The sequence below is a fragment of the Candidatus Microthrix subdominans genome, assembly GCA_016719385.1.
Lineage (GTDB): Bacteria > Actinomycetota > Acidimicrobiia > Acidimicrobiales > Microtrichaceae > Microthrix > Microthrix subdominans.
In genome coordinates this window covers 1058519-1083232 of the sequence record JADJZA010000001.1, presented here as the reverse complement: position 1 = coordinate 1083232, position 24714 = coordinate 1058519, and the positions used below count along the sequence as shown (strand labels likewise).

The 24714-nt window shown below is 61.9% G+C and carries 24 protein-coding genes and 2 tRNA genes; 12 read left to right on the top strand and 14 right to left on the bottom strand.

Translation table 11 applies throughout. The features are described from left to right. Nucleotides 1-13 precede the first annotated feature (13 nt). From ndk to IPN02_05040, 6 genes are all read right to left on the bottom strand, one after another. On the bottom strand, nucleotides 14-421 hold the full coding sequence (gene ndk / locus IPN02_05065) for a nucleoside-diphosphate kinase (protein ID MBK9296230.1): 408 nt from the start codon (nucleotides 419-421) through the stop codon (nucleotides 14-16). A gap of 49 nt (nucleotides 422-470) precedes the next feature. Further along, nucleotides 471-1883, bottom strand: a complete 1413-nt coding sequence (locus tag IPN02_05060; protein ID MBK9296229.1) for a bifunctional folylpolyglutamate synthase/dihydrofolate synthase — start codon at nucleotides 1881-1883, stop codon at nucleotides 471-473. A gap of 17 nt (nucleotides 1884-1900) precedes the next feature. Continuing rightward, complete coding sequence (gene clpX / locus IPN02_05055) at nucleotides 1901-3178, bottom strand: ATP-dependent Clp protease ATP-binding subunit ClpX (GenBank protein ID MBK9296228.1); 1278 nt, start codon at nucleotides 3176-3178, stop codon at nucleotides 1901-1903. 261 nt (nucleotides 3179-3439) lie between these two features. Continuing rightward, nucleotides 3440-4057, bottom strand: a complete 618-nt coding sequence (locus IPN02_05050) for an ATP-dependent Clp protease proteolytic subunit (protein MBK9296227.1) — start codon at nucleotides 4055-4057, stop codon at nucleotides 3440-3442. 78 nt (nucleotides 4058-4135) lie between these two features. Further along, nucleotides 4136-5635: a trigger factor gene (tig, locus tag IPN02_05045; protein ID MBK9296226.1), complete on the bottom strand. Its 1500-nt coding sequence runs from the start codon at nucleotides 5633-5635 to the stop codon at nucleotides 4136-4138. A gap of 12 nt (nucleotides 5636-5647) precedes the next feature. After that, nucleotides 5648-5935 (bottom strand): hypothetical protein, encoded by a 288-nt coding sequence (locus IPN02_05040; protein MBK9296225.1) that lies wholly within the window; start codon nucleotides 5933-5935, stop codon nucleotides 5648-5650. Between the two features lie 83 nt (nucleotides 5936-6018). On the opposite strand from IPN02_05040, the gene IPN02_05035 reads away from it, so the two are divergent. Together IPN02_05035 and IPN02_05030 are read left to right on the top strand one after the other, a co-directional pair. Then, nucleotides 6019-6095, top strand: a tRNA-Pro gene (locus tag IPN02_05035). A 110-nt stretch (nucleotides 6096-6205) separates the two neighbouring features. Further along, nucleotides 6206-6277 (top strand) — tRNA-Gly (locus IPN02_05030). Between the two features lie 24 nt (nucleotides 6278-6301). On the opposite strand, the gene argJ is transcribed toward IPN02_05030, so the two are convergent. Then, complete coding sequence (gene argJ, locus IPN02_05025) at nucleotides 6302-7468, bottom strand: bifunctional glutamate N-acetyltransferase/amino-acid acetyltransferase ArgJ (protein ID MBK9296224.1); 1167 nt, start codon at nucleotides 7466-7468, stop codon at nucleotides 6302-6304. Between the two features lie 82 nt (nucleotides 7469-7550). On the opposite strand from argJ, the gene IPN02_05020 reads away from it, so the two are divergent. Beyond that, a complete protein-coding gene (locus tag IPN02_05020; GenBank protein ID MBK9296223.1) occupies nucleotides 7551-8699 on the top strand; it encodes an acyl-CoA dehydrogenase family protein in 1149 nt (382 codons plus the stop codon). A 211-nt stretch (nucleotides 8700-8910) separates the two neighbouring features. Here IPN02_05020 and IPN02_05015 read toward each other — a convergent pair whose 3' ends face one another. Beyond that, the gene (locus IPN02_05015; GenBank protein ID MBK9296222.1) at nucleotides 8911-9174 is read right to left on the bottom strand and encodes a hypothetical protein; all 264 of its coding nucleotides are present in this window, start codon (nucleotides 9172-9174) and stop codon (nucleotides 8911-8913) included. A gap of 259 nt (nucleotides 9175-9433) precedes the next feature. On the opposite strand from IPN02_05015, the gene IPN02_05010 reads away from it, so the two are divergent. Continuing rightward, the gene (locus IPN02_05010; protein MBK9296221.1) at nucleotides 9434-10570 is read left to right on the top strand and encodes an HTTM domain-containing protein; all 1137 of its coding nucleotides are present in this window, start codon (nucleotides 9434-9436) and stop codon (nucleotides 10568-10570) included. 208 nt (nucleotides 10571-10778) lie between these two features. Further along, nucleotides 10779-11144 (top strand): flavodoxin domain-containing protein, encoded by a 366-nt coding sequence (locus IPN02_05005; GenBank protein MBK9296220.1) that lies wholly within the window; start codon nucleotides 10779-10781, stop codon nucleotides 11142-11144. Between the two features lie 376 nt (nucleotides 11145-11520). Here the strand turns inward: IPN02_05005 and IPN02_05000 are convergent, their stop codons facing one another. The 4 genes from IPN02_05000 to IPN02_04985 all read right to left on the bottom strand — a co-directional run bounded on the left by IPN02_05000 (nucleotide 11521) and on the right by IPN02_04985 (nucleotide 15463). Beyond that, nucleotides 11521-12630, bottom strand: a complete 1110-nt coding sequence (locus IPN02_05000; GenBank protein ID MBK9296219.1) for a DUF4263 domain-containing protein — start codon at nucleotides 12628-12630, stop codon at nucleotides 11521-11523. A 121-nt stretch (nucleotides 12631-12751) separates the two neighbouring features. Next, entirely contained in the window at nucleotides 12752-13894 is a 1143-nt protein-coding gene (locus IPN02_04995; protein MBK9296218.1) for a hypothetical protein, read from the bottom strand. Nucleotides 13895-14247: 353 nt separating this feature from the next. Beyond that, the gene (locus IPN02_04990; GenBank protein MBK9296217.1) at nucleotides 14248-15126 is read right to left on the bottom strand and encodes a hypothetical protein; all 879 of its coding nucleotides are present in this window, start codon (nucleotides 15124-15126) and stop codon (nucleotides 14248-14250) included. Beyond that, nucleotides 15080-15463 carry a hypothetical protein gene (locus IPN02_04985; GenBank protein ID MBK9296216.1) on the bottom strand — a complete coding sequence of 128 codons (384 nt, stop codon included), beginning with the start codon at nucleotides 15461-15463 and terminating at the stop codon, nucleotides 15080-15082. The genes IPN02_04990 and IPN02_04985 overlap by 47 nt, the downstream gene beginning before the upstream one ends. Nucleotides 15464-15642: 179 nt before the next feature. Between IPN02_04985 and IPN02_04980 the strand changes: the two genes are divergently transcribed. Both IPN02_04980 and IPN02_04975 read left to right on the top strand, forming a co-directional pair. Next, a complete protein-coding gene (locus IPN02_04980) occupies nucleotides 15643-15975 on the top strand; it encodes a helix-turn-helix transcriptional regulator (GenBank protein MBK9296215.1) in 333 nt (110 codons plus the stop codon). A gap of 149 nt (nucleotides 15976-16124) precedes the next feature. After that, entirely contained in the window at nucleotides 16125-17555 is a 1431-nt protein-coding gene (locus tag IPN02_04975) for a hypothetical protein (protein MBK9296214.1), read from the top strand. A 134-nt stretch (nucleotides 17556-17689) separates the two neighbouring features. On the opposite strand, the gene IPN02_04970 is transcribed toward IPN02_04975, so the two are convergent. Then, complete coding sequence (locus tag IPN02_04970; GenBank protein MBK9296213.1) at nucleotides 17690-18235, bottom strand: hypothetical protein; 546 nt, start codon at nucleotides 18233-18235, stop codon at nucleotides 17690-17692. Then, nucleotides 18232-19620, bottom strand: a complete 1389-nt coding sequence (locus IPN02_04965; protein MBK9296212.1) for a hypothetical protein — start codon at nucleotides 19618-19620, stop codon at nucleotides 18232-18234. Before IPN02_04965 ends, IPN02_04970 begins: the two co-directional genes overlap by 4 nt. A 1193-nt stretch (nucleotides 19621-20813) precedes the next feature. Between IPN02_04965 and IPN02_04960 the strand changes: the two genes are divergently transcribed. The 5 genes from IPN02_04960 (at nucleotide 20814) to IPN02_04940 (ending at nucleotide 24213) form a co-directional block, all read left to right on the top strand. Beyond that, the gene (locus IPN02_04960; protein ID MBK9296211.1) at nucleotides 20814-20972 is read left to right on the top strand and encodes an epipeptide YydF family RiPP; all 159 of its coding nucleotides are present in this window, start codon (nucleotides 20814-20816) and stop codon (nucleotides 20970-20972) included. A 102-nt stretch (nucleotides 20973-21074) separates the two neighbouring features. Next, nucleotides 21075-21968 (top strand): radical SAM protein, encoded by an 894-nt coding sequence (locus tag IPN02_04955; GenBank protein MBK9296210.1) that lies wholly within the window; start codon nucleotides 21075-21077, stop codon nucleotides 21966-21968. Between the two features lie 54 nt (nucleotides 21969-22022). Next, a complete protein-coding gene (locus IPN02_04950) occupies nucleotides 22023-22775 on the top strand; it encodes a hypothetical protein (protein MBK9296209.1) in 753 nt (250 codons plus the stop codon). A gap of 45 nt (nucleotides 22776-22820) precedes the next feature. Next, a complete protein-coding gene (locus IPN02_04945; GenBank protein MBK9296208.1) occupies nucleotides 22821-23474 on the top strand; it encodes an ABC transporter ATP-binding protein in 654 nt (217 codons plus the stop codon). An 88-nt stretch (nucleotides 23475-23562) separates the two neighbouring features. Then, the gene (locus IPN02_04940; protein ID MBK9296207.1) at nucleotides 23563-24213 is read left to right on the top strand and encodes a hypothetical protein; all 651 of its coding nucleotides are present in this window, start codon (nucleotides 23563-23565) and stop codon (nucleotides 24211-24213) included. Nucleotides 24214-24714 lie beyond the last annotated feature (501 nt).

Genomic DNA, 24714 nt, shown 5'->3' with positions numbered 1-24714 from the left:
CCGCTGGTCCTGGCTACAGGTCGGGAAAGAAGATCCCGATCTCCCGCTCGGCCGACTCGGCCGAGTCCGAACCGTGGATCAGGTTCTCGGTGAACAACGTCGCCAGGTCGCCGCGGATCGTGCCGGGCGCAGCCTCAGCCGGGTTGGTGGCCCCCATCATCGAGCGAACCATCGACCACGTGTCATCGGTGCCCTCGAGCACGCCGAGCAGGCTCGGCCCCCGCGTGATGAACTCCTCCAGCTCGCCGTAGAAGGGCTTGTCGACGTGCTCGGCGTAGTGCTGCCGCGAGGTGGCGACGTCGACGGTGCGCAGCTCGGCGGCCACGAGGCTCAGGCCCTTCGCTTCGAATCGACGCAGTATCTCCCCCACGAGATTGCGTTCGACGGCATCGGGCTTACAGATGATCAGGGTGCGGTTCACGGCGCCCGACGATAGTTGACCCGATGAGGTCGGTCCCCAACCGAGGACGTCAGTCCGGCTCGTGGAACTCAGGCTCGACGGCGTCGGCGGCCACCTCGAGGATCGCCTCGATCACGTCGCGCGCCAGGGGCAACAGCGTCATCGAACCGGCGACGACCAGCAGGTCCTCCTCATCGGTGTGGCGCATCGCCCTGGCCAGCGCCGTCTCCGGGTCGGCCACCGACTCGACCGAGAGGCCGGCCGAAGTGAACGCCTCGACCACCGGGGCAAGTTCGGCCGCCCTCGGCGAGGGCGGTTGCGTGATGATCACCGAGTCGAGACGGGCCCCGAGCAGGGCCTGGGCGTAGGCGAGGGGATCCCGGCCGGCGAGCAAACCCACGACGGCCAGCCTCGCCCCGATGACGTCAAACTCATCGCTCAGCGTTTCGCCGAGGGCCTGCGCTGCGTCCGGGTTGTGGGCCGCGTCGAGGATCACGAGGGGTTGATGGGAGATCACCTCGGCCCGACCCCGAAGTTTGACGCCGGCGAACGCCTCGTCGATCACCTCGTCGGCCACCGCCCGGTCGAAGAAGGCCTCGGCTGCGGCGACGGCGAGCAACGCTGCACCGGCCACCCACGACCCGAAGGCCGGTACGAACACCTCCGGGTGGATTCCCCACTCGGTGCGCAACTCCGTCTGGTGCCCTCCGATGGCCACCAGGTCGCTGTCGACGCTCAGGCCGTCGCCCACCCGGACGGTTCGCGCCGGACCCTCGGCCTCGATCACCGCAGCCAAGTCGTCGCTCATCGGCCCGAGCACCAGGGTGGCGTCGGGGCGGACGATGCCCGCCTTGGCGGTGGCCACCGCCTGCTCCCAGCCCGCACCGCCGGGGTGATGATCCCGTCCGATGTTGGTCACGACCGCCACGACGGCGTCGGCCACGTTGGTGGCGTCGTCGCGACCCAACATGCCCACTTCGACAACGACGGCCTCGACGGCCGCGTCGGCGAAGGTTCGATAGGCCGCAGCGATCAGCGCCTCGAACCGGGTGGGCGGCGCGTCCATCGAGCGGGCGGCCAAGGAGACGGCCGCCAGCGCCTCGCCAAGCGTCTCGACCTCGACCGGCTCGTCATCGATCGCCACCCGCTCGAGCACCGAGCCCAGGTCCGGCGAGGTGGTCGTGCCAACGGTCAGCCCCGAGGCCATCAACAGTCGGGTCAGCAGCGTGGCGACCGTGCCCTTGCCGTTGGTGCCGGTGATCATGATCACCGGTGCCGCACGTTGGGGATCCCCGAGCAGCGCGCACAGGCGACGCATCGGATCGAGCGCGTCGTCGGCGCCGCCCGATCCTGCGACCGGAGGCCCCCCGGGTCGAAGCCTGCCCTCGGCGATGCCCGGCGAGGAGGTCTCGTGATCGACCAGGCCGTCGAGCCAACGGTACGGGTCGCCCAGGCCGACGCCGGCCGGCCCGCCCTTGGGCACGCGTCGGCCCGAGCGGCTCAGGAGGCGGCCCGACGGGGTCGGGTGGTGCGCGCCATCTCCTTGCGCAACACGAGCGTCGGGTTCACCTTGTCGAGCACGACCGCATCGTCGATCACGACCTTGCCGACGTCGCTGCGACCGGGCAGGTCGTACATCACGCCGAGGAGCACTTCCTCCATCAGCGCCCGCAGGCCGCGGGCACCGGTGCCGCGAGCCAGGGCCAGATCCGCAATCGCGTCGAGGGCCTCGGGGCTGAACTCCAGCTCGACGTCGTCGAGCTCGAACATGCGCTGAAACTGGGCGACCAGGGCGTTCTTGGGCTCGGTAAGGATCGAGGTCAGGGCCTCACGGTCCAAGCCGTCGACCACGCCGATCACCGGCAGACGGCCAACGAACTCGGGGATCAGCCCGAACTTCAGCAGGTCCTCGGGCATCACGTTGCGGAACAACGCACCCTCATCGCGCTCGTGCAGCGTGCGCACCTCGGCGCCGAAGCCCATCGACTTCTTGCCCACCCGGTTTTCGATGATTCCCTCGAGGCCGGCGAACGCTCCGGCGCACACGAACAACACGTTGGACGTGTCGATCTGGATGAACTCCTGGTGGGGGTGCTTGCGACCGCCCTGGGGCGGCACCGAGGCCACCGTGCCCTCGATGATCTTCAGCAACGCCTGCTGGACGCCTTCGCCGGACACGTCGCGCGTGATCGACGGGTTCTCGGCCTTGCGGGCCACCTTGTCGATCTCGTCGATGTAGATGATGCCGGTCTCGGCCTTCTTCACGTCGAAGTCGGCGGCCTGCAACAGCTTCAACAGGATGTTTTCAACATCCTCGCCCACGTAGCCGGCCTCGGTCAGGCTGGTGGCGTCGGCGACGGCGAACGGCACGTTCAGCATGCGGGCCAACGTCTGGGCCATCAGCGTCTTGCCGCAGCCGGTCGGGCCGAGCAGCAACAGGTTGCTCTTCGACAGCTCGACGTCGTCGCGTCCGGTCTTCTGGGCGTGCTTCACCCGCTTGTAATGGTTGTAGACCGCGACGCTGAAGACCTTCTTGGCCTGCTCCTGACCGATGATGTACTCGTCGAGGAACGCCGAGATCTCCTTGGGCTTGGGCAGGTGCTCCAGCGTGAACTCGGAACCCTCGGCCAGTTCCTCCTCGATGATCTCGTTGCACAGCTCGATGCACTCGTCACAGATGTAGACGCCGGGCCCGGCGATCAACTTTTTCACCTGCTTCTGGGACTTGCCGCAGAATGAGCACTTGAGGAGTTCGCTTCCTCCGTCGAACTTAGCCACGTTGCTGGCCTCTCCCTGATCGGTCGGCTGGGCTGGCCAGCGTAGGCGGCCGGCCATCGTGCTTCGGGGACCGTTGCCGGTGACACTCGCCGCCCACTTCGGCCACGACCTGGTGCCGCGACGCGTCGCATAGCGGCCCGACCAGCGGGTCCCCCGCTCTTCTGGTCAACATCCTAGGGCACCGCCCCGGCCACGGAGTCCCGGATGGCCGACGGCGGCCGAACGGGATGCGCGCCGCCACCGCCGCGGTCGTCCGGCCGACTACTTCGGTGGGGCGATCGGCCCGTCGGTGCGCTCGCCGCTGCGGATGTCGATGACCTCGTCGATCACGCCGTAGTCCTTCGCTTCCTGGGCGGTCATGATGAAGTCGCGCTCGGTGTCGGCGGCGATCCTGGCCAGGTCCTGGCCGGTGTGCTCGGCCAGCACCTCCTCGAGCGCCTGCTTCAGGCGCATGATCTCCCTGGCGGCAATCTCGATGTCGGAGGCCTGGGCATAACCCGACTGCCCGTGGGGCTGGTGGATCAGCACCCGGGCGTGGGGCAACGCCAGGCGCTTGCCCTTGGTGCCGGCCGCCAGCAGCACGGCGGCCGCCGAGGCCGCCTGACCGAGGCAGATCGTGTTGATCTCCGGCCGGATGTACTGCATCGTGTCGTAGATCGCGAACAGGGCATTGATGTCGCCGCCCGGCGAGTTGATGTACAGGTTGATGTCCTTATCGGGGTCTTCACCCTCGAGGAACAACAGCTGGGCGCACACCAGGTTGGCGACCGTGTCGTCGATCGGTGTCGACAGGAAGATGATGTTCTCCCGCAGCAACCGCGAGTACAGGTCGCTGTAGCGCTCCCCCCGCGAGGTCTGCTCGATCACGTTGGGCACCATGTAGTTGGTGGCGCTCAGCGAGGCCAGGCCGTCGGCGGGCTGGTTCACGCTGGCGGTCGGGGGCAGGTGCAGGGTCATCTAGGCCTCAGCTTCGGGGTCGCTCGAATCGGTGTCGCCGTCGGCGCTGTCAGCGTCGACCGGCTGACCAGTGTCGGGCGCGTCCCCCGTCGCTGCCTCGTCACCCGCGTGATCGCCGTGGTCGTCACCGTGATCGTGGGGATCCAGCTTGAGTAGTTCCGGATCGACCGGCGCGCCGGATGAATCGGTGATCGTGGCGGTGTCGATCAACCAGTCCATCGCCTTGCGCTTGGCCAGGTCGGCACGGAGCGCCGGCATCTGACCGTTGGAGGCCAGGTTGGTGCGGGCGACCTCGATGTCCACCTCGGCGTGGAAGGCCAAGTGCGCCAGCTCCTCGTCGAGCTCGTCATCGGTCGGCTTCAGGCCCTGATCGGCGGCGACCGCACGCAAAGCAAGATCGACCTTCGCCTGCCGTTCGCCCTCCTGGGTGAGCTGAGCGCGGAAGGCATCGGGCTCCTGCCCGGTCATCTGCAGGTACTGGCCGAGCTCGATGCCCGACTGGGACAAGGTGCGGGCCATCGATTCCAGCTGCTCCTGAGCACCGGACTGGACCAACGCCTCGGGGACGTCCTCGGTCACCAGGTCGACCAGTGCGGTCGCCAGCTCGTTGCGGACCTCGTTCTGGGCCCGCTCCCGCTGCTGTGCGCTCAACTTCTCGACAAAGTCGTCGCGCAGCTCGGCCACGGTCTCGAACTCGGTGGCGTCGGCCACCCACTCATCGGTCAGGTCGGGCAACTGGCGCTCCTGGACGCCGAGCACCTCCACCTCGAAGGTGATCGTCGGCGGCTCGGCCGCGTCCGGCTCGTCCGAATCGGCGTCGTCGTCAGGCTCGACCGGCGCGGCCGGATCGGCCGCCTCGAACGTGGTCGTCTCGCCGTTCTCCAACCCGATGAGGTTGGTGTCCAGCTCCGGGACCACACCGCCCGAACCCACCTGGTACAGGTAGTTCTCGGCGGTCATGCCGGCGATTTCCTCGCCGTCCCGACTACCCACCAGGTTGAGCGTGACGTAGTCGTCGTCCTCCACCGGACGCTCAGCATCGACCAGCTCGCCGAACTGGGTGCGCAGCTTGTCGATCTGGTCGGCGACCTCATCGTCACCCGCATGCGGGTTGACGATGCTCACCTCGAGGCTTCCGTAGCCCTCGATGGTGAGTTCGGGCCGAACCTCGACGGTGGCGGTGAAGACGACCGGACCCTCTTCGGCCCCCTCGTCAAGCTCGATATCGGGCTGATCGATCGCATCGACCTCGAGCTCGCGGATGGCCTCGTCATAGGCGCGCGGCACGGCCACCTGGATCGCTTCGCCCCGGGCATAGCCGGCGTCGACGTGGCTCTTCACCACCTGCTTGGGCACCTTGCCCTGACGAAAGCCGGGCAAGCGCGCCTCTTTGGCGATCTTTACCCAGGCTTCATCGAGTGCGGAATCGAACTCCGCGTCCTCGAGTTCGATGCGGACCTTGACCTTGTTGCCTTCGAGAGGCTCTACGACAGACTTCATTGGTCGGGCATCCTAGGGGTCAATTGGCCGGGACTCCGAACGGGACGGCGGGATCACGCCATTCTCCACCGCCGAGATCACCGGCCGAACCTTCAGCAGGTACCACAGCGAGAGCCCGACCCCGAGCACCGACAGGAAGGTCCCGAGGAGGATCATCGCCATCCACATCGCCTGTGGGCGTTCGGCCAGCGACCAGGCCCACGCCGGTCGTCGAGCCGCGTCCAAGAGGGCGAACACCGACAGCGCCAGCGGGGCGGCCGCTACGAGCAGCACGCCAAACATGGCCAGGAAGTCACTCACGATTCCAGTCTGCCCGACCGGGCGATCCGCTGCCGGGGCGCCTCGGGCCGCTCCGATAGTGTGTCCAAGGTCGGCCCTGTCGACGGGACGTGGCGCAGCCTGGTAGCGCACCTGCTTTGGGAGCAGGGGGTCGGGAGTTCAAATCTCCCCGTCCCGACCAACACATGTGAGCGTGCGATGTTTGGTCCCCCAGAGGTGGGGGGAAGGGCCGTCGACGCGTCTCCCACGCTTACCTGGGCGTCCGCCAGCTGGGCTAGGATCGTGGGCCTTGCGGGTGTAGCTCAATGGCTAGAGTCCCAGTCTTCCAAACTGGTTATGCGAGTTCGATTCTCGTCACCCGCTCTCTCCGCGTCGACGGCACGACCCTCAAGTCGTGTAGTCGGCGTTGATGCGGACATAGCCGTCGGTCAGGTCGCAGCCGTAGACCACCCAGGCGCCGTCGGCGATGGCCAGGTCGACGGTGATCAGCACCTCGTCGCCGGCCATGTAGTCAGACAGCGCGGTCAGGTCCACGTCGTCCGGAGGCTTTGGGTACACCTCGGCCTCACCGAAGCGCACCGACACCGCTTGCTGGTCGATGTCGTTGTCGTCGGACAGCTTGCCGATCGCCATCACGACCCGACCCCAGTTGGGGTCGGCGCCGTGCACGGCGGTCTTGACCAACGGCGAGTTGACCACCGCCTTGGCCGCCCGCCGGGCCTGATCGTCGTCGCGGGCGCCCTCGACCCGCACGACGATCAGCGTTTGCGCCCCTTCCCCGTCGCTGGCCAGCTGACGGGTCAGGTCCAGACAGACCGCTTCCAGGCCGACCTCGAACGACGCCGGATTGACCGGGCCACCAAGCCCGGAGGCGAGCACCGCCGCCGTGTCGGATGTCGAGGTGTCGGTATCGACCGAGAGCGAGTTGAACGTGCGGTCGACCACCCGGCCGAACATGCGGTCCAGTTCGGCGGCGGGCAGCTCGGCGTCGGTGAACACGAAGGCCAACATCGTCGCCATGTCCGGCTCGATCATGCCGACACCCTTGGCCACGCCCACGATCCGGCAGTCGCCCACCTGCGCCTCGGCCATCTTGGGAACGGTGTCGGTCGTCATCATCGCCTCGGCGACGGCGCCGGCGTCGGTGACCGGAAAGCGCTCGGCCCGACCGGCGTGGCTGGTGAGGTCGTCGAGGTAACGGCGCACCCGGTCCATGGGATAGGGCCGCCCGATCACCCCGGTCGACGTGACCAGCACGTCGGTGGGCTCCCCCTCGACCAGGTCCCCGACCCGCTGCGCGAGTTCCTCGGCATCGGCCAAACCCGCAGCGCCGGTGGCCACGTTGGCGTTCTTCGACACGACGACCACCGCCCGCAGCCGCTCATCGGCCAGCGCCCGACGAGAGACCTCCACCGACGGCCCGGCGAAGCGGCTGCGGGTGAAACGCGCCGCAGCGGTGGCAACCCCCGAGCAGGCGATCACCGCAAAGTCGGTGGTGTCGTCGCGAATACCGATGTTTCCGACGTGGGCGGTGAAGCCGGGAGGCAGTTCCATGACGACACATTAGATTCCGCACCACCGGTTCCACCCCCGATGAGCAATCGCTCACCGCCGGTACCGACCCCCGAGGAGCGCCATGGATCGCGACCTGTTCGATGACGAGCACGAACTGTTTCGGGCCAGCGTGGCCGACTGGATCTCGGCCGAGGTCACCCCGCACTACCTCGACTGGGAGCGGGACGGCCTGGCGCCCCGCAGCCTCTTCAGCGACGCCGGATCCCACGGTTTCGTCGGCATGGCCGTACCCGAGGAGTACGGCGGTGGTGGCAGCGATGACTTCCGCTTCAACGTGGTGCTCGCCGAGGAGTTGGCGGCGGCGGGCATCGGTGGGGCCGGCCTGGGCCTCACCCTGCACAACGACATCACGACGCCGTATTTCCTTGCGTACTGCGGCGAGGCCCAACGACGGCGTTGGCTGCCCGGGATCGCCTCGGGCGAGCTGATCACAGCGGTGGCGATGACCGAGCCGGGCATCGGCTCCGACCTGGCATCGATGTCGACCACCGCCATCCGGGACGGCGACCATTACCGGCTCTCCGGCTCCAAGACCTTCATCACCAACGGCATCAACGCCGACCTGGTGATCGTCGCCGCCAAGACCGACCCGACCCAGCGCCACCGGGGGATCTCGCTCATGGTGGTCGAGGCGGGGATGGAGGGCTTCGAACGCGGCCGCAACCTGGACAAGGTCGGGATGCACAGCCAGGACACCGCCGAGCTGTTCTTCAACGACGTCGCCGTGCCGGTCGACAACCTGCTGGGCGAGGAGGGGGCCGGCTTCAGCTACCTGGTGTCCAACCTGGCCCAGGAACGCCTCAGCATCGCCGTCACCGGGGTGGCAACCGCTCGCGCAGCGCTCGGCTGGACGCTCGACTACGTCCGCGAACGTCAGGCCTTCGGTCAGAACATCGGCTCGTTTCAGAACAGCCGATTTACGCTGGCCGAGTGCCACACCGAGGTTGAGGTCGCCCAGGCGTTCATCGACCGGGCGATCGTCGCGCTCAACGCCGGCAGCCTGACCGTCGAAGAAGCGGCGATGGCCAAGTGGTGGTGCACCGAGTTGCAGGGCAGGGTCGTCGATCGGGGCGTTCAGCTCCACGGTGGGTACGGCTACATGACCGAGTACCCGATCGGTCGGGCCTACGCCGATGCCCGCGTCACCACGATCTATGGCGGTACCACCGAGATCATGAAGGAGATCATCGGGCGTTCGCTCGGGCTGTAACCGCTCGGACCCGTCCGGTCCTCGGCACGCCAACCCGGCGGAATCGGTAGCGTGGCGCGATGCCCGACTCGGTTTGCAGCGATGCCAGCACCGCCGACACCGAGGGCGAGGCGTCTCCCGAGGCGGGAAGAGGAGCCAGGAAGGCAGCGCACGCCTTCCGGTCGGTGCTCGGCGTTGCCGTCGTGGCCGTCACCGGCGTTTTCATCGTCATCTACGCCTTGCCGGACGCACCGATCACCCGGCACATTCCGAAGTGGGTGTACAGCACCGGTGACGCCGTCAGCCTCAACCAAAACTGGGCCTTGTTTGCGCCCGACCCGCCAACCACCGATGTGCAGCTCGACTTCGTCATCACCGATGCCGACGGGAAGGTCACCGTCGAATCGTTGCCGAGCGGGCCCGCCTGGCTGCCGACCGCCCGGTCGGAGCGCTGGCGCAAGGTCCGGGAGCGGGTGACCCCAACGTCGGCGGCCACACGGTGGCCGGAGGTGCTCCAGTGGTCGCTGGCGCAGTTGAAAGCATCGGGGCGATCCTCAGAAGATCGAGCTCCGCCGCCGCTGGATCGACCGGGAGGCCGACAACCCGGACGACGCCGGCACCGAACGAGCATTTACGTTCGCCCGCTTGGACATCCCGACCAACGAGTACGTCGTGCTCGACCCGGAGGCTCCCGGTGCGGTCAAGGAAAAGCCCGCCGACGCCTCCCCCGACGGGCGGGTCGAGAAGACCGACCAATGACCGAGATCATCGGGTCACCGCAAACCGATCCAACGCCCAGTCCGCCCGAGCCCCGAGCAACCGACCCGGCATCAACCAACCCGGCGACGATCGAGCCGGCGACAACCGACCCGCCGACGATCGAGCCAGCGGCAACCGATCCTCCGGGAGATGGCGGAACGGCCCAGAAGGCCCGGCGCGTCAACCCCGCTCGGCGGTTGGCCCGTACGGTCACCGACCCGCTCCTTCGCACCCAACGGCTCGACAACTGGGTGCTGCTGCGCAGCGGCGTCGGCGCCTTGGTCATGTTCTGGGGGCTGACGTTGCTGCCCGACCTCGCCGACCTGTACGGCTCGTCCTCGATCGTGCCGTCCCAGGGACCCCGCGCCGGCCAGTTCTCGGTCTTCAGATGGTGGACCGGGGACATAGCGGTGGGTGTGGTGCTGGGCCTGGCCGTGCTCGGAGGCCTGGCGATGGCGCTCGGGGTGGCTGTCAGGCTGGCGGCCCCGGTGGCTTTTGTGGCGGTGACCAGCCTGATGGCCTCGGCGCCGCTGATGCTCAACGGCGGCGACGACGTCCTCCGCCTGTTGTTGTTGTTCATCGCCCTGTACGCCGTGATCGCCCCTGCCGATGGGCTCAACACGGCGGTGGGTCGACTCGGGCTGAGCGAGCCGCCGACGGGCCCCCCATGGGGCCTCGTGGTCATCCGCATCCAGATCATCGCCATGTACATCGTCACCGTCTTGGACAAGATGGAGGGCAGCACCTGGCTCGGCGGCACGGCAACCATCCGTGCGCTCAACCTGCAGTCGATGCGGCGTTTCTGGGTGCCTGAGTTCATGCTGACCTCGTCGGCGGCCCACAACCTGATGACCTGGGGCACCCTCGCCACCGAGGTGGCCATCCCGATCCTGTTGATCAACCGACGAACCCGCCGCTGGGGCATCGTGCTCGGCGTGGGGTTCCATGCGGCGCTGGGCTACGTGTTGCGGCTCGGCCTGTTTCCCGCCACGGTCACCATTGCGTATCTGGCCTTTCTCACGCCGGCGGAGGCCTCGGCCATCGTCGGCTGGGTACGGCGTGGGGCCGACCGGATCGTCGGGCTGAGGGCCAAGGTCCCCTCCCCCGGCACGGATCAGGCGGATGACCCGTAGAACGGTCCACGTGTTCCGCTTCGCCACCTTCGGGTCACCGTGCAACCAACGGTCGGGGTCGCAACTGGCCGGTCTTTGAAGCGGATAAGGCCGATGGAAAGCGCACTGATCCTCGCAGGAGCGCCTTCAATCCCGGCGACCCTCGGCCCTGCCCGGCGGCAGGTTCCAGCCTAGACTGGCAAGAGTCTGACTCGTCCGGGGGTTGATCATGACGGTGCTCGTTGGTTACGCCAGCGCCTACGGATCGACGAAGGGCATTGCATCGAGGGTGGGTGAGCACCTCAGAGCAGCGGGCTTCGAGGTCGACGTGCACCCAGTGGACGAGATCGATGCTGTGAACGCCTACGAGGCGGTGATCATCGGCAGCGCGATCCACAACCAGAAGTGGCTTCCGAGCGGCGATGAATTCATGCGGGCGCACGCTGAGGCCTTAGCGAGCCCTGTCTGGCTCTTCAGCGTTTGTTCCATCGGGGAGACGACCAGCTTCCTCAGCGAACGGTTGGCCCGGATAGCGACGACGCCGGAAAGTCCCACCGACCGTCTCCGAGGTCCAACGCCCAATCGATCTCCGTGACCATCGATACTTCGCCGGAGCGATTGAACGGACGCACTGGTCGGCGGCAGGCAACCTCTTTCTTCGGCTCTGTGGCGGGACGTATGGCGATCACCGCGATTGGATGGACATCGAACGGTGGACCGCGGGAATTGCGACGGCCCTGGGAGCGCGAGGAACTCCGGCCAATCAGGGCTGACACTCCGACGGCCTGGTGGGTCCAGTCCCCTTGTGCGTCAAGATCCCTTTGCCCACACGGGTTCTGGAAGTGCCCCTCATCGACCAGCTCTCTAACCCTGTTGTACAGGATCGGGTGCAACGTGTGGCGCGCTGAAGCGACGGTCACGCGCGAAGTATGACGACGTACGGCGGAGTACTACTGGATGTCATTGGAGACTCAGCGCTTGGGCTCACCCAGCTCCTCAACGCGGACGTCGTAGAGAATCCCTAAACGGCTGAGTAGCTCATCATAGGTAATGACAGTCATACTAAACAGTCCCTGCCGGAAGAAATTGAACGAAGCCTTCTTTCGCTCCGTGAGACCCGACGAATCGCCGACAATCAAAACGCCTTTGGGATGGATCTGATTCAGGTCCTTGAACTCATCACCGATTACTGATTTGAAGTGGTCAACCGCTACCGCCATCTGATTCCGCGTTTGGACAACTCCGCCGCTAAGTCCGGGAGAGGCCGAATAGATCTCTTGGGCATCGCCGCTATCTGCCCCTACCTCGATGCAGCCCACCAACGAGCTTCTCTCCAGGTGTCTTAATCTCGACGACCGCGAAACTTTTGTGCTTTCGTCTGAAAAGAGGAAATCCGTTGCTACGCCACCGCTGCCCTGTCGACCAGCGGCTCGTTTCCCGCCTACGTACGCCTCGCCCCGTAGCATGAATACAGGGGAGGAGAATGCAGCTTGGAGCATCCACGGATGGGTCTCAAAGAACTGTTGCCAGTGATCCTCGTCGCTAACGTAGGTGGCAATATCATCGGCAAACTGCCGTATCGCAGTTTCTCGGACAAGCTGGAGCTGACTAGCAGCAAGGCGAGATGCAAGATCGGCATCCTTCTTGGCAAGTTCGTTCCAGAACTCCTCGGAATGGTCTCCGTCAACCAGTTCCTTGATCGCCTTCTGTCGCGTGGCACCGGTTACTAGAACAACCTCATCGCTCCCGGCGACAACATAGCTATGGTCACCAGGCGCAGCCCCTTTCTGCTTCTGGACTTCGTATAGCTGCGTGAGTTTCGTGTGTAGAAGAGCGGTGGCTTCGGTGCTTAGCTCAATCGCCACACCGCAATCAGCCGGAAGCTTTCGGAAATCGACATCATTGATGTCAGCCCAATTGCCCTCTTCTCCGATCTTCTGGCGAATGACCTCCCCTCTGACGCCACCAGCGTGAAGCGCAGGGCGGAGCACGGTACGCGTGGTCGGCGTCTGGCTCAGCACAATGTCGTCGGACGTTGCGTACCCGCTCTTCACGTAGTGAGTCGATATATGGTCAGCCATAGTACTCCTTCCTCATGAAGCCGATCAGAGCTAGCGCTTGGAGCCGAGATGAGCGGTTTCTAAGGGTTCCTCTCAAACCTGGAAAACGGCGATTCAGGGCGACCGTCTAGCATCTTGTCCGCTAAGTCCCACGGATCTCGTCATCTGGCACTTTGGCGAAGATCGAACCAATATCATCCCACCCTTCGAGCCGCCCAACTGTCGACAGGATGCTCTCCTCGGCTTCGCGCAGCAAGGACTTGTCCTCGCCGCAACGAATGACCATTCCGAGCAACTGAGTCGTCGTCATTAGGCAATGGCTGCGCGCCGTACTGAAGCCAACCATCTGATTTGGAAAGACTGGCGAGCAGCGACTCGACAACGGTCGATCTCTCCATCCATTGACAATCAGGATACCCTTGCGTCGCTCGTCGGCATCCATGGCCTCTAGCACCCACTTCTCAAGCTGGGCCGCATTCCGTTCACTTGCGCTCTTGGAAACCCCTTTGACCTCGACAAGAACTCTGTCGCCGCTACTGCCAGTGGCATAGATATCGGCTCGACGCCCCTCGCGCTCTTCTACTTTGAAGCCTAGAAAGCAAAGGGCTTCAGAAACAACTTCCTCAAGCGGCTTTCCAGTCGCGGCTATGAGCTGTTTAAGACGATCATCCTGCATCTGGGAACTTGCCAATGCCTCAAGGTTCTTTGAGGCGTTGCTACGCTGCTCTTCGAGTTTCTGCCGCGTAGCGTCTCGTTTCAGCTCTGACGCAAACTGATAGATTTTAGTCCAGTCTGGTAGCTCATTTGGCTCTTCTGTGAACGTTTCAGCCAACCAACGATTGAACTCGTCGGCTAGTACATCGCTGCCACGACTCGCTTGGTTCGACCCGCTATTGATGCCGGAACCCTCGCGCTGAACATCAGGCAGCAGTACTACCGTGCCTCTTTCCTCACCCTTAACACGCCCGCCTACTACCCGCTGGGTGCCTTGGATTCGCAGTCCCGGCGCCAGCGTGGCTACAGGCGCCGTGATTGATCGATGGTAAGTCAAGTGGCCGTCCCAAGCCGCAGCCAGCCCTGAAAATCTGGGGTCAGTTATCTCAATCATGCGACCCGTTCCTCCAAGGACGTCTTCACGCCGAGCGGGATGGCCGTCAGAATGTCCAACGCTGTATTTGGAAGGATTCGAATTGCTCCACGAGTTGCGCGCGATGCGTTCGAGGTCTCTCTCCAGCATCAGCCTGACGTCATCAGGGAGCAAAACGACCAGAATGCCACCGTCCACCATATATTCCCGAAATCTCTTCCGCCATTCGTTTGTAAGGGCGCGAAGCTTGCCCCTATGTCCACCGACAGCGCAGGACGGCCCTTCTCCAAGTTTCCATTTGCGCGATCTTCGTAGCGTCGGAACGTGTGGTGCGGCTCCCAGACGACCACGTCGTAGTCGTGCGGTGACACCGAGGCCTCAAAGACCGACCGATCCTGTACTGGACCAAGGTAGCTATCCAGGTACAAGGTGCGCATGTGATGGATGACCTAACAGAGGAGGATCACTGGTTGTGACCAGCTGGAGGTGGTAGCTCAAGACTACACGGCTGCAACTTGAGCACCTCTTGGTGATGCGGTGACCGTCAGTACCTACCCCTTCGCGCGCATCCGACCTACGCCCAGCGGCTGAAGCGAACCCCAACGGTGCCAGACTTGAGTTTCAGAATGAGCGTGGCGTTGCCGCAGATACTTCACGGTCCAGCGTCCAGACGAACGCCACGCCTGATCGTGGGAAGATCCAGCCGTCGAGGTCGACTCGGATGGTGCGGTTGGGTTGGGAACGCTGTCTGGGGAGTGTTCGATGCGCGTGGGTCTGACGGACGGGATGAGGTCGAGGGTGCTAACGGTGTCGATGCCGCAATCGGTGTAGTCGAAGTCGACCTTGAGGTCTCGGGTGGGTTGCTCGATATCGAAGAACAGCAGATGGCCATGCTGGCGCGTGATGGTCTGGTAGGTGTACGAGATGGTTACGGGTTCGGCTGCGTCAATGAGGCCTTGGCCGACGTTGGCGGTGTAGGTCTGACCCGTCTTCTTGGCAGAGCGTCGAATAGCACGCTCTTCCCCGTTGACGGCAAAGCGAAGTAGCTGGAACGAGTCCGGCTTGCTGGCGTCGACTCCATCCACCGGCTTGAGGAACCAGGCTGAGGTTGCTCCCCGCTGGCCTGCCAGTTCGGCGTACTCGTCTCGGTCAGACAGGCAGACGAAGCGGCGTTGCGGATGCTTGGGAATAGCGGTGTACTCCCAGCGGACCGTAACGGTGAAGAATCCGCTGGTATCGGCTTCGGTGGTGTTGGACTTGGCGACACCACTTCCCATGGGAAGTGGACTGAGTTCGATGGATAGATGGGCGTCATGCCACCGTTCGCTGGCGCCGACGGCCTGCTCGCGGATGTCGGTGTAGATCTCGCTGGCGAACTGCTGGTCATCCAGACGCAGCGCCAGGCTGTTGGTGATGACGTGATCCAGCATGTGGGGTGGCCACTCGGGCCAGGTCTTCATGATTGGCGGCGAAGGCTTCCAGGACGGCGTCCCGCATGGCAGGCGCCTGCTCATGGAGGATGGTGCGCAGTCGAAGCTCCTCGATTGCCGCTTGCTCGCGGTTGAGGAAGTGGTCGAGCCAGACCGAGAGCAGACCAGCACCGATCAGGATGCCGCCCAGCTCGGACCATGGGAGCAGGGCGATCCAACTGGTTGCGTCGCCGTCCAGGCGTTTGCCGATGACCATGAGGAGGACGCCAGCCATGACCAAGACGACGCTTGAGAGGAGCGTCTTGGTGCGGTAGAGCCGGGTCAGTAGGTCTTGCATTGCTGTACTTCATTGTACCAAAGATTGTGAAAAATGCAGAAGGCTCCAGGGGTCCACCGTTGAGTGGTCCTGGAGCCTTCGTGGTTGTCTCGGACCGACCATCGGGACAGCGGTGCTGCCGGGCTGGTCGGTGTAGAGACTGGGATCTGCGGCTGGTCTAGCCGTCGCCTCCTCCGATCATGGCTCACCTCCTTCTGCTGGAGTGCCGATCGGTCGATCGGCGCCCTTGCAGACTATATGCTGTAGATAGATGTTCTGCACGGCCCGACGATGGGCGGGTGGCAGACGAGCTGGAGGCAGCGTTCGGGCAAGTGGTGCGTCAGCTGCGCGAGGCCAAGGGGATGTCCCAGGAGGAGCTGTCGTTTGCCTGTGGGCGGCATCGGACGTACATCTCGCTGATTGAGCGAGGCAAGAACAGTCCGAGCATGAGGACGCTGTGGATGTTGGCGGAGGCGTTGGGAGTGAGGCCGGATGAGTTGGTGCGGGTGACGGTCGATCGCCTTGGAGCGTAGGGCTACCCCCGCCAGTAGCGGGCGCGCTGATGAGCGACTACGACGCGATACGGAGGTGCTGAAGGTTGCGGCGAAAGCCAAGCACCTGTTTGCCAGAGGCAAGCCCTTTGGGAAACAGTCCGCTTTCGTACGCCCTATCCTACTGAGCCATGGATACAGGCCACTTTCCAAGTGAATCCGACCTCCTAAGCCTCATTCAGCATGTGTACGAGACGGATGCCAACAACGAGTCGTACGCCCTGGAGTGGAAGTCAGCACTGGTCTTCAAGGGTGATGGGCTGCTTCCCATAGTGACGAACATTCTGGGCTTCGCGAATCGAGACCCCAGCAAGGCTGGACGGTTCTACGACGGCTACGGACACTTCGTAGTCGGAGTGGAGCCCGGCAGTGTCTATGGGATCGATGATCCCTTGGATCCTGCCGATCTCACCAACAAGATTGGTCCCTACGTCGGCGACGACGGGCCGTTGTGGAAACCAACCTGGTTGACCTATCCAGGTACAGATCATTCGATTCTGGTCATCACGGTGGCACCCCCACGAGATGGTGATCCAATCCACACGATGAGGAAGCAGCTCGGAACCAGCACCAACGGTCAGGTCTATCTGCGGCGTTCGGGCCAGACGCGGCAGGCAAACTCGGCAGAGCTGCGGGTGCTCCAAGAACGCTTGTTGTCGGGCCGTAAGAATCTCAGCGAGATCACTGTGTTAGCAATCGGAGAGGCGCTGGAATCGGTGGACTTGAGTCAGGTCTCGTCGGATCACTGGCGCACGAAGCAAGAGGCGATCCTCTTGCAACCACTTGAGCAATGGGAAGCCGCCGCGCAGCGTCGAGGTCAAGTGGCAGACGAGGAACGCAAGACCATTGACCTTGATGCCTTACGTGCATCGATCAAGGAACCCGAGAGCGACGCGAGTAGCGAAGAAGCAGCCAACAGAGCCAAAACCCTGGCTACCCGAATGATGGAGGAGGCCTGGTCAAAGCGGCCAGAGGATCGAACCCCAGAGAAGTACCGCCGCGAGGTGACAGAATATTTGGATGAGTGTATTCGGGTACTCCCCTACGCAATCATCGCCAACCAAGAATCCAATTGGTCCTCAAGCTTTCAGCTGGAGTTGTCGAACCCTTCTGACCGCAATATCAAGGGTCTGGCGATCCGTGTGGAATTCACCGACGCAGTAGTCGCCGTTCCGCCTGACGTCGACCTAGTGGATCTTCCCAAGCCACCACGATCGTGGGGTCCACGAGACTTCAAACTCAATCTGGGAGGATCGATCTTGCCCTCAGCACTAACAGCATCGATTTCGCCCATGAACTTTGATTGGTTGCCTGGCTACGAGGTTCTACAGAGCTATCCAGTTGAGATTGACTTTGACCCTGTTGACCTTCGACCGTACGAGACCGCGGCGCTTCCAGAAGTACCCATGATCATGATGCGGCCATCAGACAGCATGAGCGTCACCGGCACATGGGCCGCCACCTCAAGTGAACTCGATGGGATACGGACAGGTGAGTTCCAAGTCACTTCCAGGCACCTCTCGATACTGAGGAAGCAATCGAAAGGTGTAGACGGCAGTTAACCTGAAGATGTGATGACATGCCGATCGCTCAAGCGAGCTGATGCACGGCATTGCTGATATCACAGCAGCCTCCTCTCCCTCACTCTATGCGATACGTGCGAGTAGTCAGGCTGGTCTGGCTTTCTCCGATTTCGCTAACACATACGAGGTGGCGACTCTCGTTCCTCCAAGGTTCCGTTGGCCTGTCGCATCCAGTGCACTCCCTCCGAATCCGTGAAGGCAACTTGGGCGACGAGTCCAGGGAAGACAATCAGCTCTGGGTTGATCCAGTCCCGAGACACTGTGTCGCTGATCGTCTCACCTGGCGGCAAGGTGCCAATGTGCACTTCCCAGCGGGCGTGGTCGGGATGCTCAGGATCATCATTAGGACCGCCAATCGGATGGAGAACATGCGCGACGCAGTTGTCGACAGGTGAACCGCTGACGTTTCGGATCTTGACGATCGTGCCACCGTTCTCCTGCGAGCCATCAGGCATCAGCTCACCTTCGATCCAGACTGCGATCGACTGTGCCTGGGCACGCCGTCGCCGCGCATCTTCCTCGCGACGACGCAATGCCTCCAGCTTTCTTTCAACCCGCTCCCGATTGATAACCCATAGCGCCGCACCGAAGGCAAGAATCGTTCCGATGGCGGCAGCCCAGTCGGCTGCTGTTCCCCACTGGATATCGGAGGGGTTCATGAATCCCCTGGGCCTGTCAGCGAGAGACCTGCTTGGAGGGTCCAGATCGTCGGATTGCAGAACACCAGTCCCCACTGGGCGGTCTCGCTGAGCGGGGCAGGAGTGCCGTCATCCTCTTCGAGAATCCAGCGACACTTGAAGGTTCCTGGCTGCCCGTTGACCGTGGCTGTCCCGTGCACGTTGTAGATGACGGGCGCTTCGTTGTCTATCTCCGAAAGCTCGTACTCGGACAGGTGGAAGAAATCGAACAGGTCACGCATCTGGCCTGCCTGAGCGCCCGGTGAATCACCAGCCACGAGCATGCGCCGTTGGAATGTGGCGAGCATCCCGTAGTTCCCGGACTCCCAGGCGTTCATGAAATCTCTGGTCCGCTCAGCAATCTCGTGCTCGTTGAAGCCCGCGTCTGATTGAGAGAATGACTGCGGCTCCCACGCTTCGGTGCCTTGCTTCAGCCGCTGCGTCTTGGCCAGCTGAGCAAACACCTCTCGCAACTGCGGCTCAGGGTCGGCTGGACGCTGAGCCTTGATGGTTGCCTTCGCCCAGTCATCCAGAGCGAAGAGAAGGTTCCAAGCTTTGGAGGCCACGATGACGTTGTCGAAGTTGATAACCGAACCATGGACAATGCCGTGACGGAAGACGTCGTGGACCTCCTTGTCGATCCGCTTCTTGATTGTCTTGGTGAACGGCTTAAGCGCGTTGGACAGTCCGAGGCTGTGGCCGACAACGCTGTCCCAAGCGACCATCTCTTCAGGGTCGCGAGCAGCCAGGCCCTGTCGCTTCTCAGGCTCGAAGTCGTTGACGAATCCGTCCATGACAGCGATCAGTTGGAGTACGCAGGAATCGAACTGGTCAGCTTGGTAGTGATCCATAGCACGCTTGATCTGGTGCATCCGTTGGCGCAAGCCATCGGTACCTTGGAGCCGCATCAGCCAGAACTTGGTCGTTTCGGGGTTGCGGTGGAGCTCGATCAGCTGGGCCTCAGCAGCTTCCGCGTCATCGGTCGAATCGAGGATCTTCTCGATGTCGTCGACGGAGAAGCAGTCAGTGAAGACCCAGTGGCGGGCGCCCAGCAGATTGTAGAACTGGTCGACGGTGCCCATGAGTCGACGCAGCTCGGCTTCCAGGTCGACGAGCTTCTGTCGCTGATCACGAGCAATGACCCGCGTGACCAGCTTGCCGCCCTGCAGGAGCTTAAGTTGTTTTTGGACGCTCGGGAGATCCATGGCAGAGCCGTACGGCGACGGTTCGGGATGGACGACGGCTGATTTCCTAGACATGATGTTCATTGTAACAACGAACGTGCGTTCGTTCCAGGGAGTTACCGCTGCAACGTCAAGCGCCGCGGGTAGGGGGGCTATCGGATCCTGCTCTTGTTGTTCATCCATTCAGCTCAGGGACCACAAGCATTGCCCCGCCCTCCGTGCAACGCTTGTGGGTACGCCAGCCAGCACGAGTGATCAGATCCCGCAGCCACTGGACGATCCATGGCGGATCGTCCGACTCCAGTCCCTCGGCTCTGCGCAGACGTTCAGCGTCGTCCGCTAGTCCACTCAACCGATTCGTGCCCTTGCGCCATAGCCAGTCCCAACAGCCACAAGAATCGCCACTCGGCAACCGCGAACTACGTATGCGCGCTGCCGCGAGGCCACTAGAGTCACAGGCCGTGAAGAACTCTCACCTGGTCTTGTTGGTGGCACTGCTCGTTCTCGTGTCAGGTAGTTGCGGCGGTTTCCCGCCTGAACCGATCCCAGTCTCGGCGTTCGCCGACACCATCCAGGCTACATCGTGCTCCGATGACGCAGCCCGAGCGGTATTTGAGGACCTCACGACCTGTTGGGACCTCGTCGAGTCCACCGGCGTGGAGCGCGACGACAATTCCGGGGCATGGGTACTTCACATCGGGGTTACGGACGTGATAGCAAACCCCCCTAACTCCTTCGTCGAACTTCAGGGCGACGCTTTGTGGGCAAGTTGCCGTTGGCGACTATGGCGGCGCGGCAGATGTAGCGGTCAGCAGCGAAGACGAAGCGGCGATGCTGGCGCAGGGGACGGTGTTGCACCCAAGCGGACGGTGGCGGAGAACAGGTTGCGTCGTGCCAGCGCCCGTCGGCTCGGATGGCTTGCTCGCGCATTTCGGGGTAGATCTCCCGAGGGATCTCCTCGTTGTCGAGCCAGGTAGCCCAGAAAGAGGCGGAGTAAATGTCGGCTACCTGCCGCCTACTGAACCCAGGTGGCGCTTCCTTACAGCCTTTCGGGAAGCTCGATCCGCGGAACCGCACGAGCCGAAACATTGTGCCTTGCAATGGACCGCTGGCGGGAGAATAATGACCGGGCCAGAGCTAACGAGTGGACATGTCGAGCCCACTACAGCTGCCGCGGCGGACCATTCGAGCAGATCGCCTTAGGAATTCCCCCGCACCGTGCCCAGGCAAAGGCTCTATTTCGGGCTGCAAGGACGGCACTGTGTACGAATTTGCTGGGAAAATCGCTTGCGTTCGAACAAGGCGTGAATTACGCTGCTCATCCGTGGGGCACCCCTCGCACAGAGCAGAATCCCTCCAAGAAGGGAGGTGATAATATGAACGATCTCACCATTGCCTCCTCCGTCAAGACGCCCGAGAAGGGCTCGCTCTTGGCTGAGTTTGAAATGGACGAAGACGTTGCTGAGCTGGCAATCGTCGACGACCTGTGGTACTTCATCAAGAAGAAGGGCAATTGGATTGCCGGTTCCGGCTAGTCCGGCCAACTTCAAGAAGTGTTAAGCACACGACTGTCTGGGCGAAGGGGTGCCTCATCTCAGTCGTTTGCCACCAATAACACGCCTATCACTGGAGCCCCCGTGACTAACCGACCAAAGCAGAGCATCGGGCTCAACTTCGACGCCCGTTGCAATGCGGAATGCGCACACTGCTGCGTCTCTAGCTCACCACGGGCCAAGAGCCGCCTCAACGAGGAAACCATCTGGCGTATTGTTGACGATGCCGTCAATCATCCAGACGTGATAGAGGTAGGGCTCACTGGTGGCGAACCGCTGTTGCGAGTCAATCTTGCGCTAGACATCATCCGAACCGTCTCGAAGGCCGGGAAGCGCGTAACCTGTGTTAGTAATGCGTACTGGGCAAGAACCCCAGCAACTGCAAGTGAGATGTTCGACAAGCTAGGACAGGCAGGTCTTGACTCCCTGACCATTAGCTATGATGAGTTCCATGCCGACGACGTACCGTTGGACACAATAAAGAATGCTCTCAACGCGTCGAAGGCCAGCCACATCCCGGTGATTCTCAACATGGCAGTAAGCCGGACCCGCGACTCTTTCAAAATTATCGAGAACCTCGGGACTGCCGCCTATTGCGTCCCCATCACTCGTTTCCCTATCGTTCCAGCCGGGGCCGCACGCGACTTGCCAGACTCTGAGTTTGAGCGGGAGCCGATCACGGAGTCAAGCTACCGGTGCCCCGGGTTTGAACTGATCCTTCACCACGATGGAAATGCTTACCCATGTTGCTCGCCGGTCATCTTTGATACTCCCCTAACGTTGGGAAAGGTAGAAACCGAGTCGATCGAGACACTGATCACCAAGGTCGAAAGAAATGCCGTGCTGTCGATCATCCAGCGAGAGGGCTTGGGATGGTTCAAATCCCGCATAGCTGAAGCCCTACCAGAAAGCGATGTTGCTAAAGTCGACTCAGTGGTATCGGCATGTGAACTTTGCGGTATCATTTTTCAGCGATGAATCGTATGTCCGAGCCATAAAATCGGAGATCTTGGATTACGCTAAGGTCGTAGCTTGACTGTCTTAGCACTTCGAACACCCGATCTAGAGGTAAGCGTCGAAAACCGCATTGCAGTCATTTGCCATAAAGAATCCGGCCGCTACTTCCAATCGAACGTCGAGGTTCTTCCTCACGATCTGCGAACGGCCCTGCAGGTTCGTCAGCCACGTGTGTCGAATCGATTTGGCATAGGGTTGCTGTTCGTCGTGATGTCAGCCCTTGTGGGTCAGCTCCTCTTCTTAGGACTGGCTTCGCCTGGCCAGGCGGGACTGGATTCCATCCTTCCCTTGGTCATGTTCGCGTTCCTCACGATCGCAGTGCATGAGGCAGGTCACGTTTTGGCGCTGCGATGGTTTGGCCGGAAAGCCGATAAGGTCGGCTTCAAACTTCACTTTGTGGTGTTGCCAGCATTCTACGTACGGATGAATGAATCGCTTCTCCTTTCCAAGTATGAAAAGGTTGTTGTGCACAGTGCGGGAATCGGTGCAAACGTGATTCTCAACTCGATTGCGATCGTGGTGAACATCGCAGTCCTACACTCCGATGGCCTTCTCTTTGCAATCCAATTGATGGTGCTTAGCCTCGTCTTCAACGCGGTGCCGTTCTTGAACTCGGACGGGTACCGTGTCATCCTAGCTCTGACGGGCACGAACGAGTTGAAGTCAAAGCTGGCGAACCCCTGGTGGGTTAAGGCCCTGAAGCTCACAAGCGTGGTACTCGTATTGTGGTACACTTGGAGTTGGGTATCGCCATTGCTTAACCGCTGAAAGGAGGCTGACTTGGAACCTATAATCGCACTCAATGAGCTTACCTTGAAGTTTGGCAAGAGTCTGGCCCTCGACCAAGTCTCTCTGGATCTGCCGGACGATGCAGGCCTGGTCGGTCTCTTTGGAGTGAACGGCGCTGGCAAGACTTCTCTGCTTCGATGTTTAGCGGGTTTGATTTCGTCATTCGATGGCCGCATCAAAGCGCCCGATCCGGGTTCGATCACCTTTCTTCCAGACAAACCTTTCCTCTATCAGTTTCTTACACTGAGGGAGTGCCTGCAATTGTTTTCGCGTCTCTATCCCGATTTTGATGAGCCGCTGGCCAGCCAAATTCTTTCGCGCTTGCAGCTCGACTTGGATAAGAAAGTTGGTGAGTGTTCTCGCGGCATGTCGGAACAGCTTCATCTCGGCCTATCTCTCGCGCGGCGCTCGAATGTTTACCTATTTGATGAGCCACTCGCTGCCGTCGACCCTCTTACACGGGACGCACTCAAGGACATGATCCAGGAATACCGAACTCCGAACTCCTTGGTGATTCTGAGCACTCATCTGATCGACGACATGGATGGGCTTTTCGATTGGGTGGTCATACTAGGCCATGGCAGGCTCGTAGCCAATCAGTCGACGGATTCGGTTTTGGAGACAGGTGTCTCATTGGAAGTATTCTTTAAGGAGACGGTACGTGCCCTGGCGAATTGAGGCAAGAAAGCACTTTTGGCCGTTCGCGTTTGCGGCATTCGCGAATGTGTCACTTGGTATAGCGTGGCTCGTTCTACGTTCGGATACTATGCTTCTCCTCTACTCCCTGACCAAGATGTTGGTTTGGTTCTTCGTGGCAGGGTACTGCATTTACGTGCTATATTCGTTCTATTATTTGGGATCAGATGTGCTGATGCATCTGAGTCCCCTTCCTCAGCGAAGGGTGCTTCTGGCCAAGGCGGCCGTGCTGGGGGCATATCTTTATGTCTTGTTCTTGATTGCACTCCCGGTGGACGTGGTTCAACTCGGTGACGCGCGGCATGGTAATCTTTTAATCGTCGTAATGTACTACCTTGGCGCTAAGGCGATTTCGATCGTCTCCTACCTATCGTTGTGCATGGTCGCTGTCTGGCTAGCGAAACGCTTCCGGAACAGGGTGCTCAGCGTTGCGGCGATGGCTTTGACGTTGGGAGTCGTTACGATCGTGCTTGGTGTTCTGCTTTTCGCTTTGGTATCGAGCCCTGGTTGGCAATGGTCTATAGGTGTAAGTGACATGCCTGACAGTGTCAATCAGTATTCGAGCCTCTTGCCAATTACTGTGGCGAGTATTGACCCTCGTCCTCTGGACGCTACCTTCTCCTTCGGATCTTTCGCTCCCAATGTGTTGTTGCTGCTCGTTTCGTGTATTTTTTGGGCGTTCTTGGTCCCTCGCTTCAAGTTTGACTTCTATCCGAGATAGGTGCCGGTCTGTCAGACGTGGGCCAATGAGCGGCGTAGCCACTTGCGGGTCCTATTCCGATCTAGCCAGATTGGCACTCTGTTCCTCTGTCCATTCAAGTGGCTTCCACCTTTAGGTTGCTCGGCTAGCTGTCGACAGAGCTGAGGTGGTTGTAGAGATTCTGATGACCTTTGGCAGTGGCAGGTGGCGGCTGAACCTCGGTGCATCCGGGCGGTTGAGGACGTTCGACAACGTCATGTTCGGCGCAGCTGGGGCAGCCGCAGCCGGCTCGTATATCCCTGAGCCCTCGGTGAGCAAGGCCGTAGCGGCGATCCTGGCAGTCTTCTCCGGCTATGCGGGCTGGGCGTACAACCGTGGCGGCTGTCTGGCGGTTCACCGTTCATGGACCGGCCAGTACTGGGTTTGGCACTACTACGGTGGTTCCTGCCGCTGAGCATGGCGCACAAACGGCGAGAGATACTAAATAGCTCGCCGTCGAGAGGGAACGGAGGGATCGCAGTT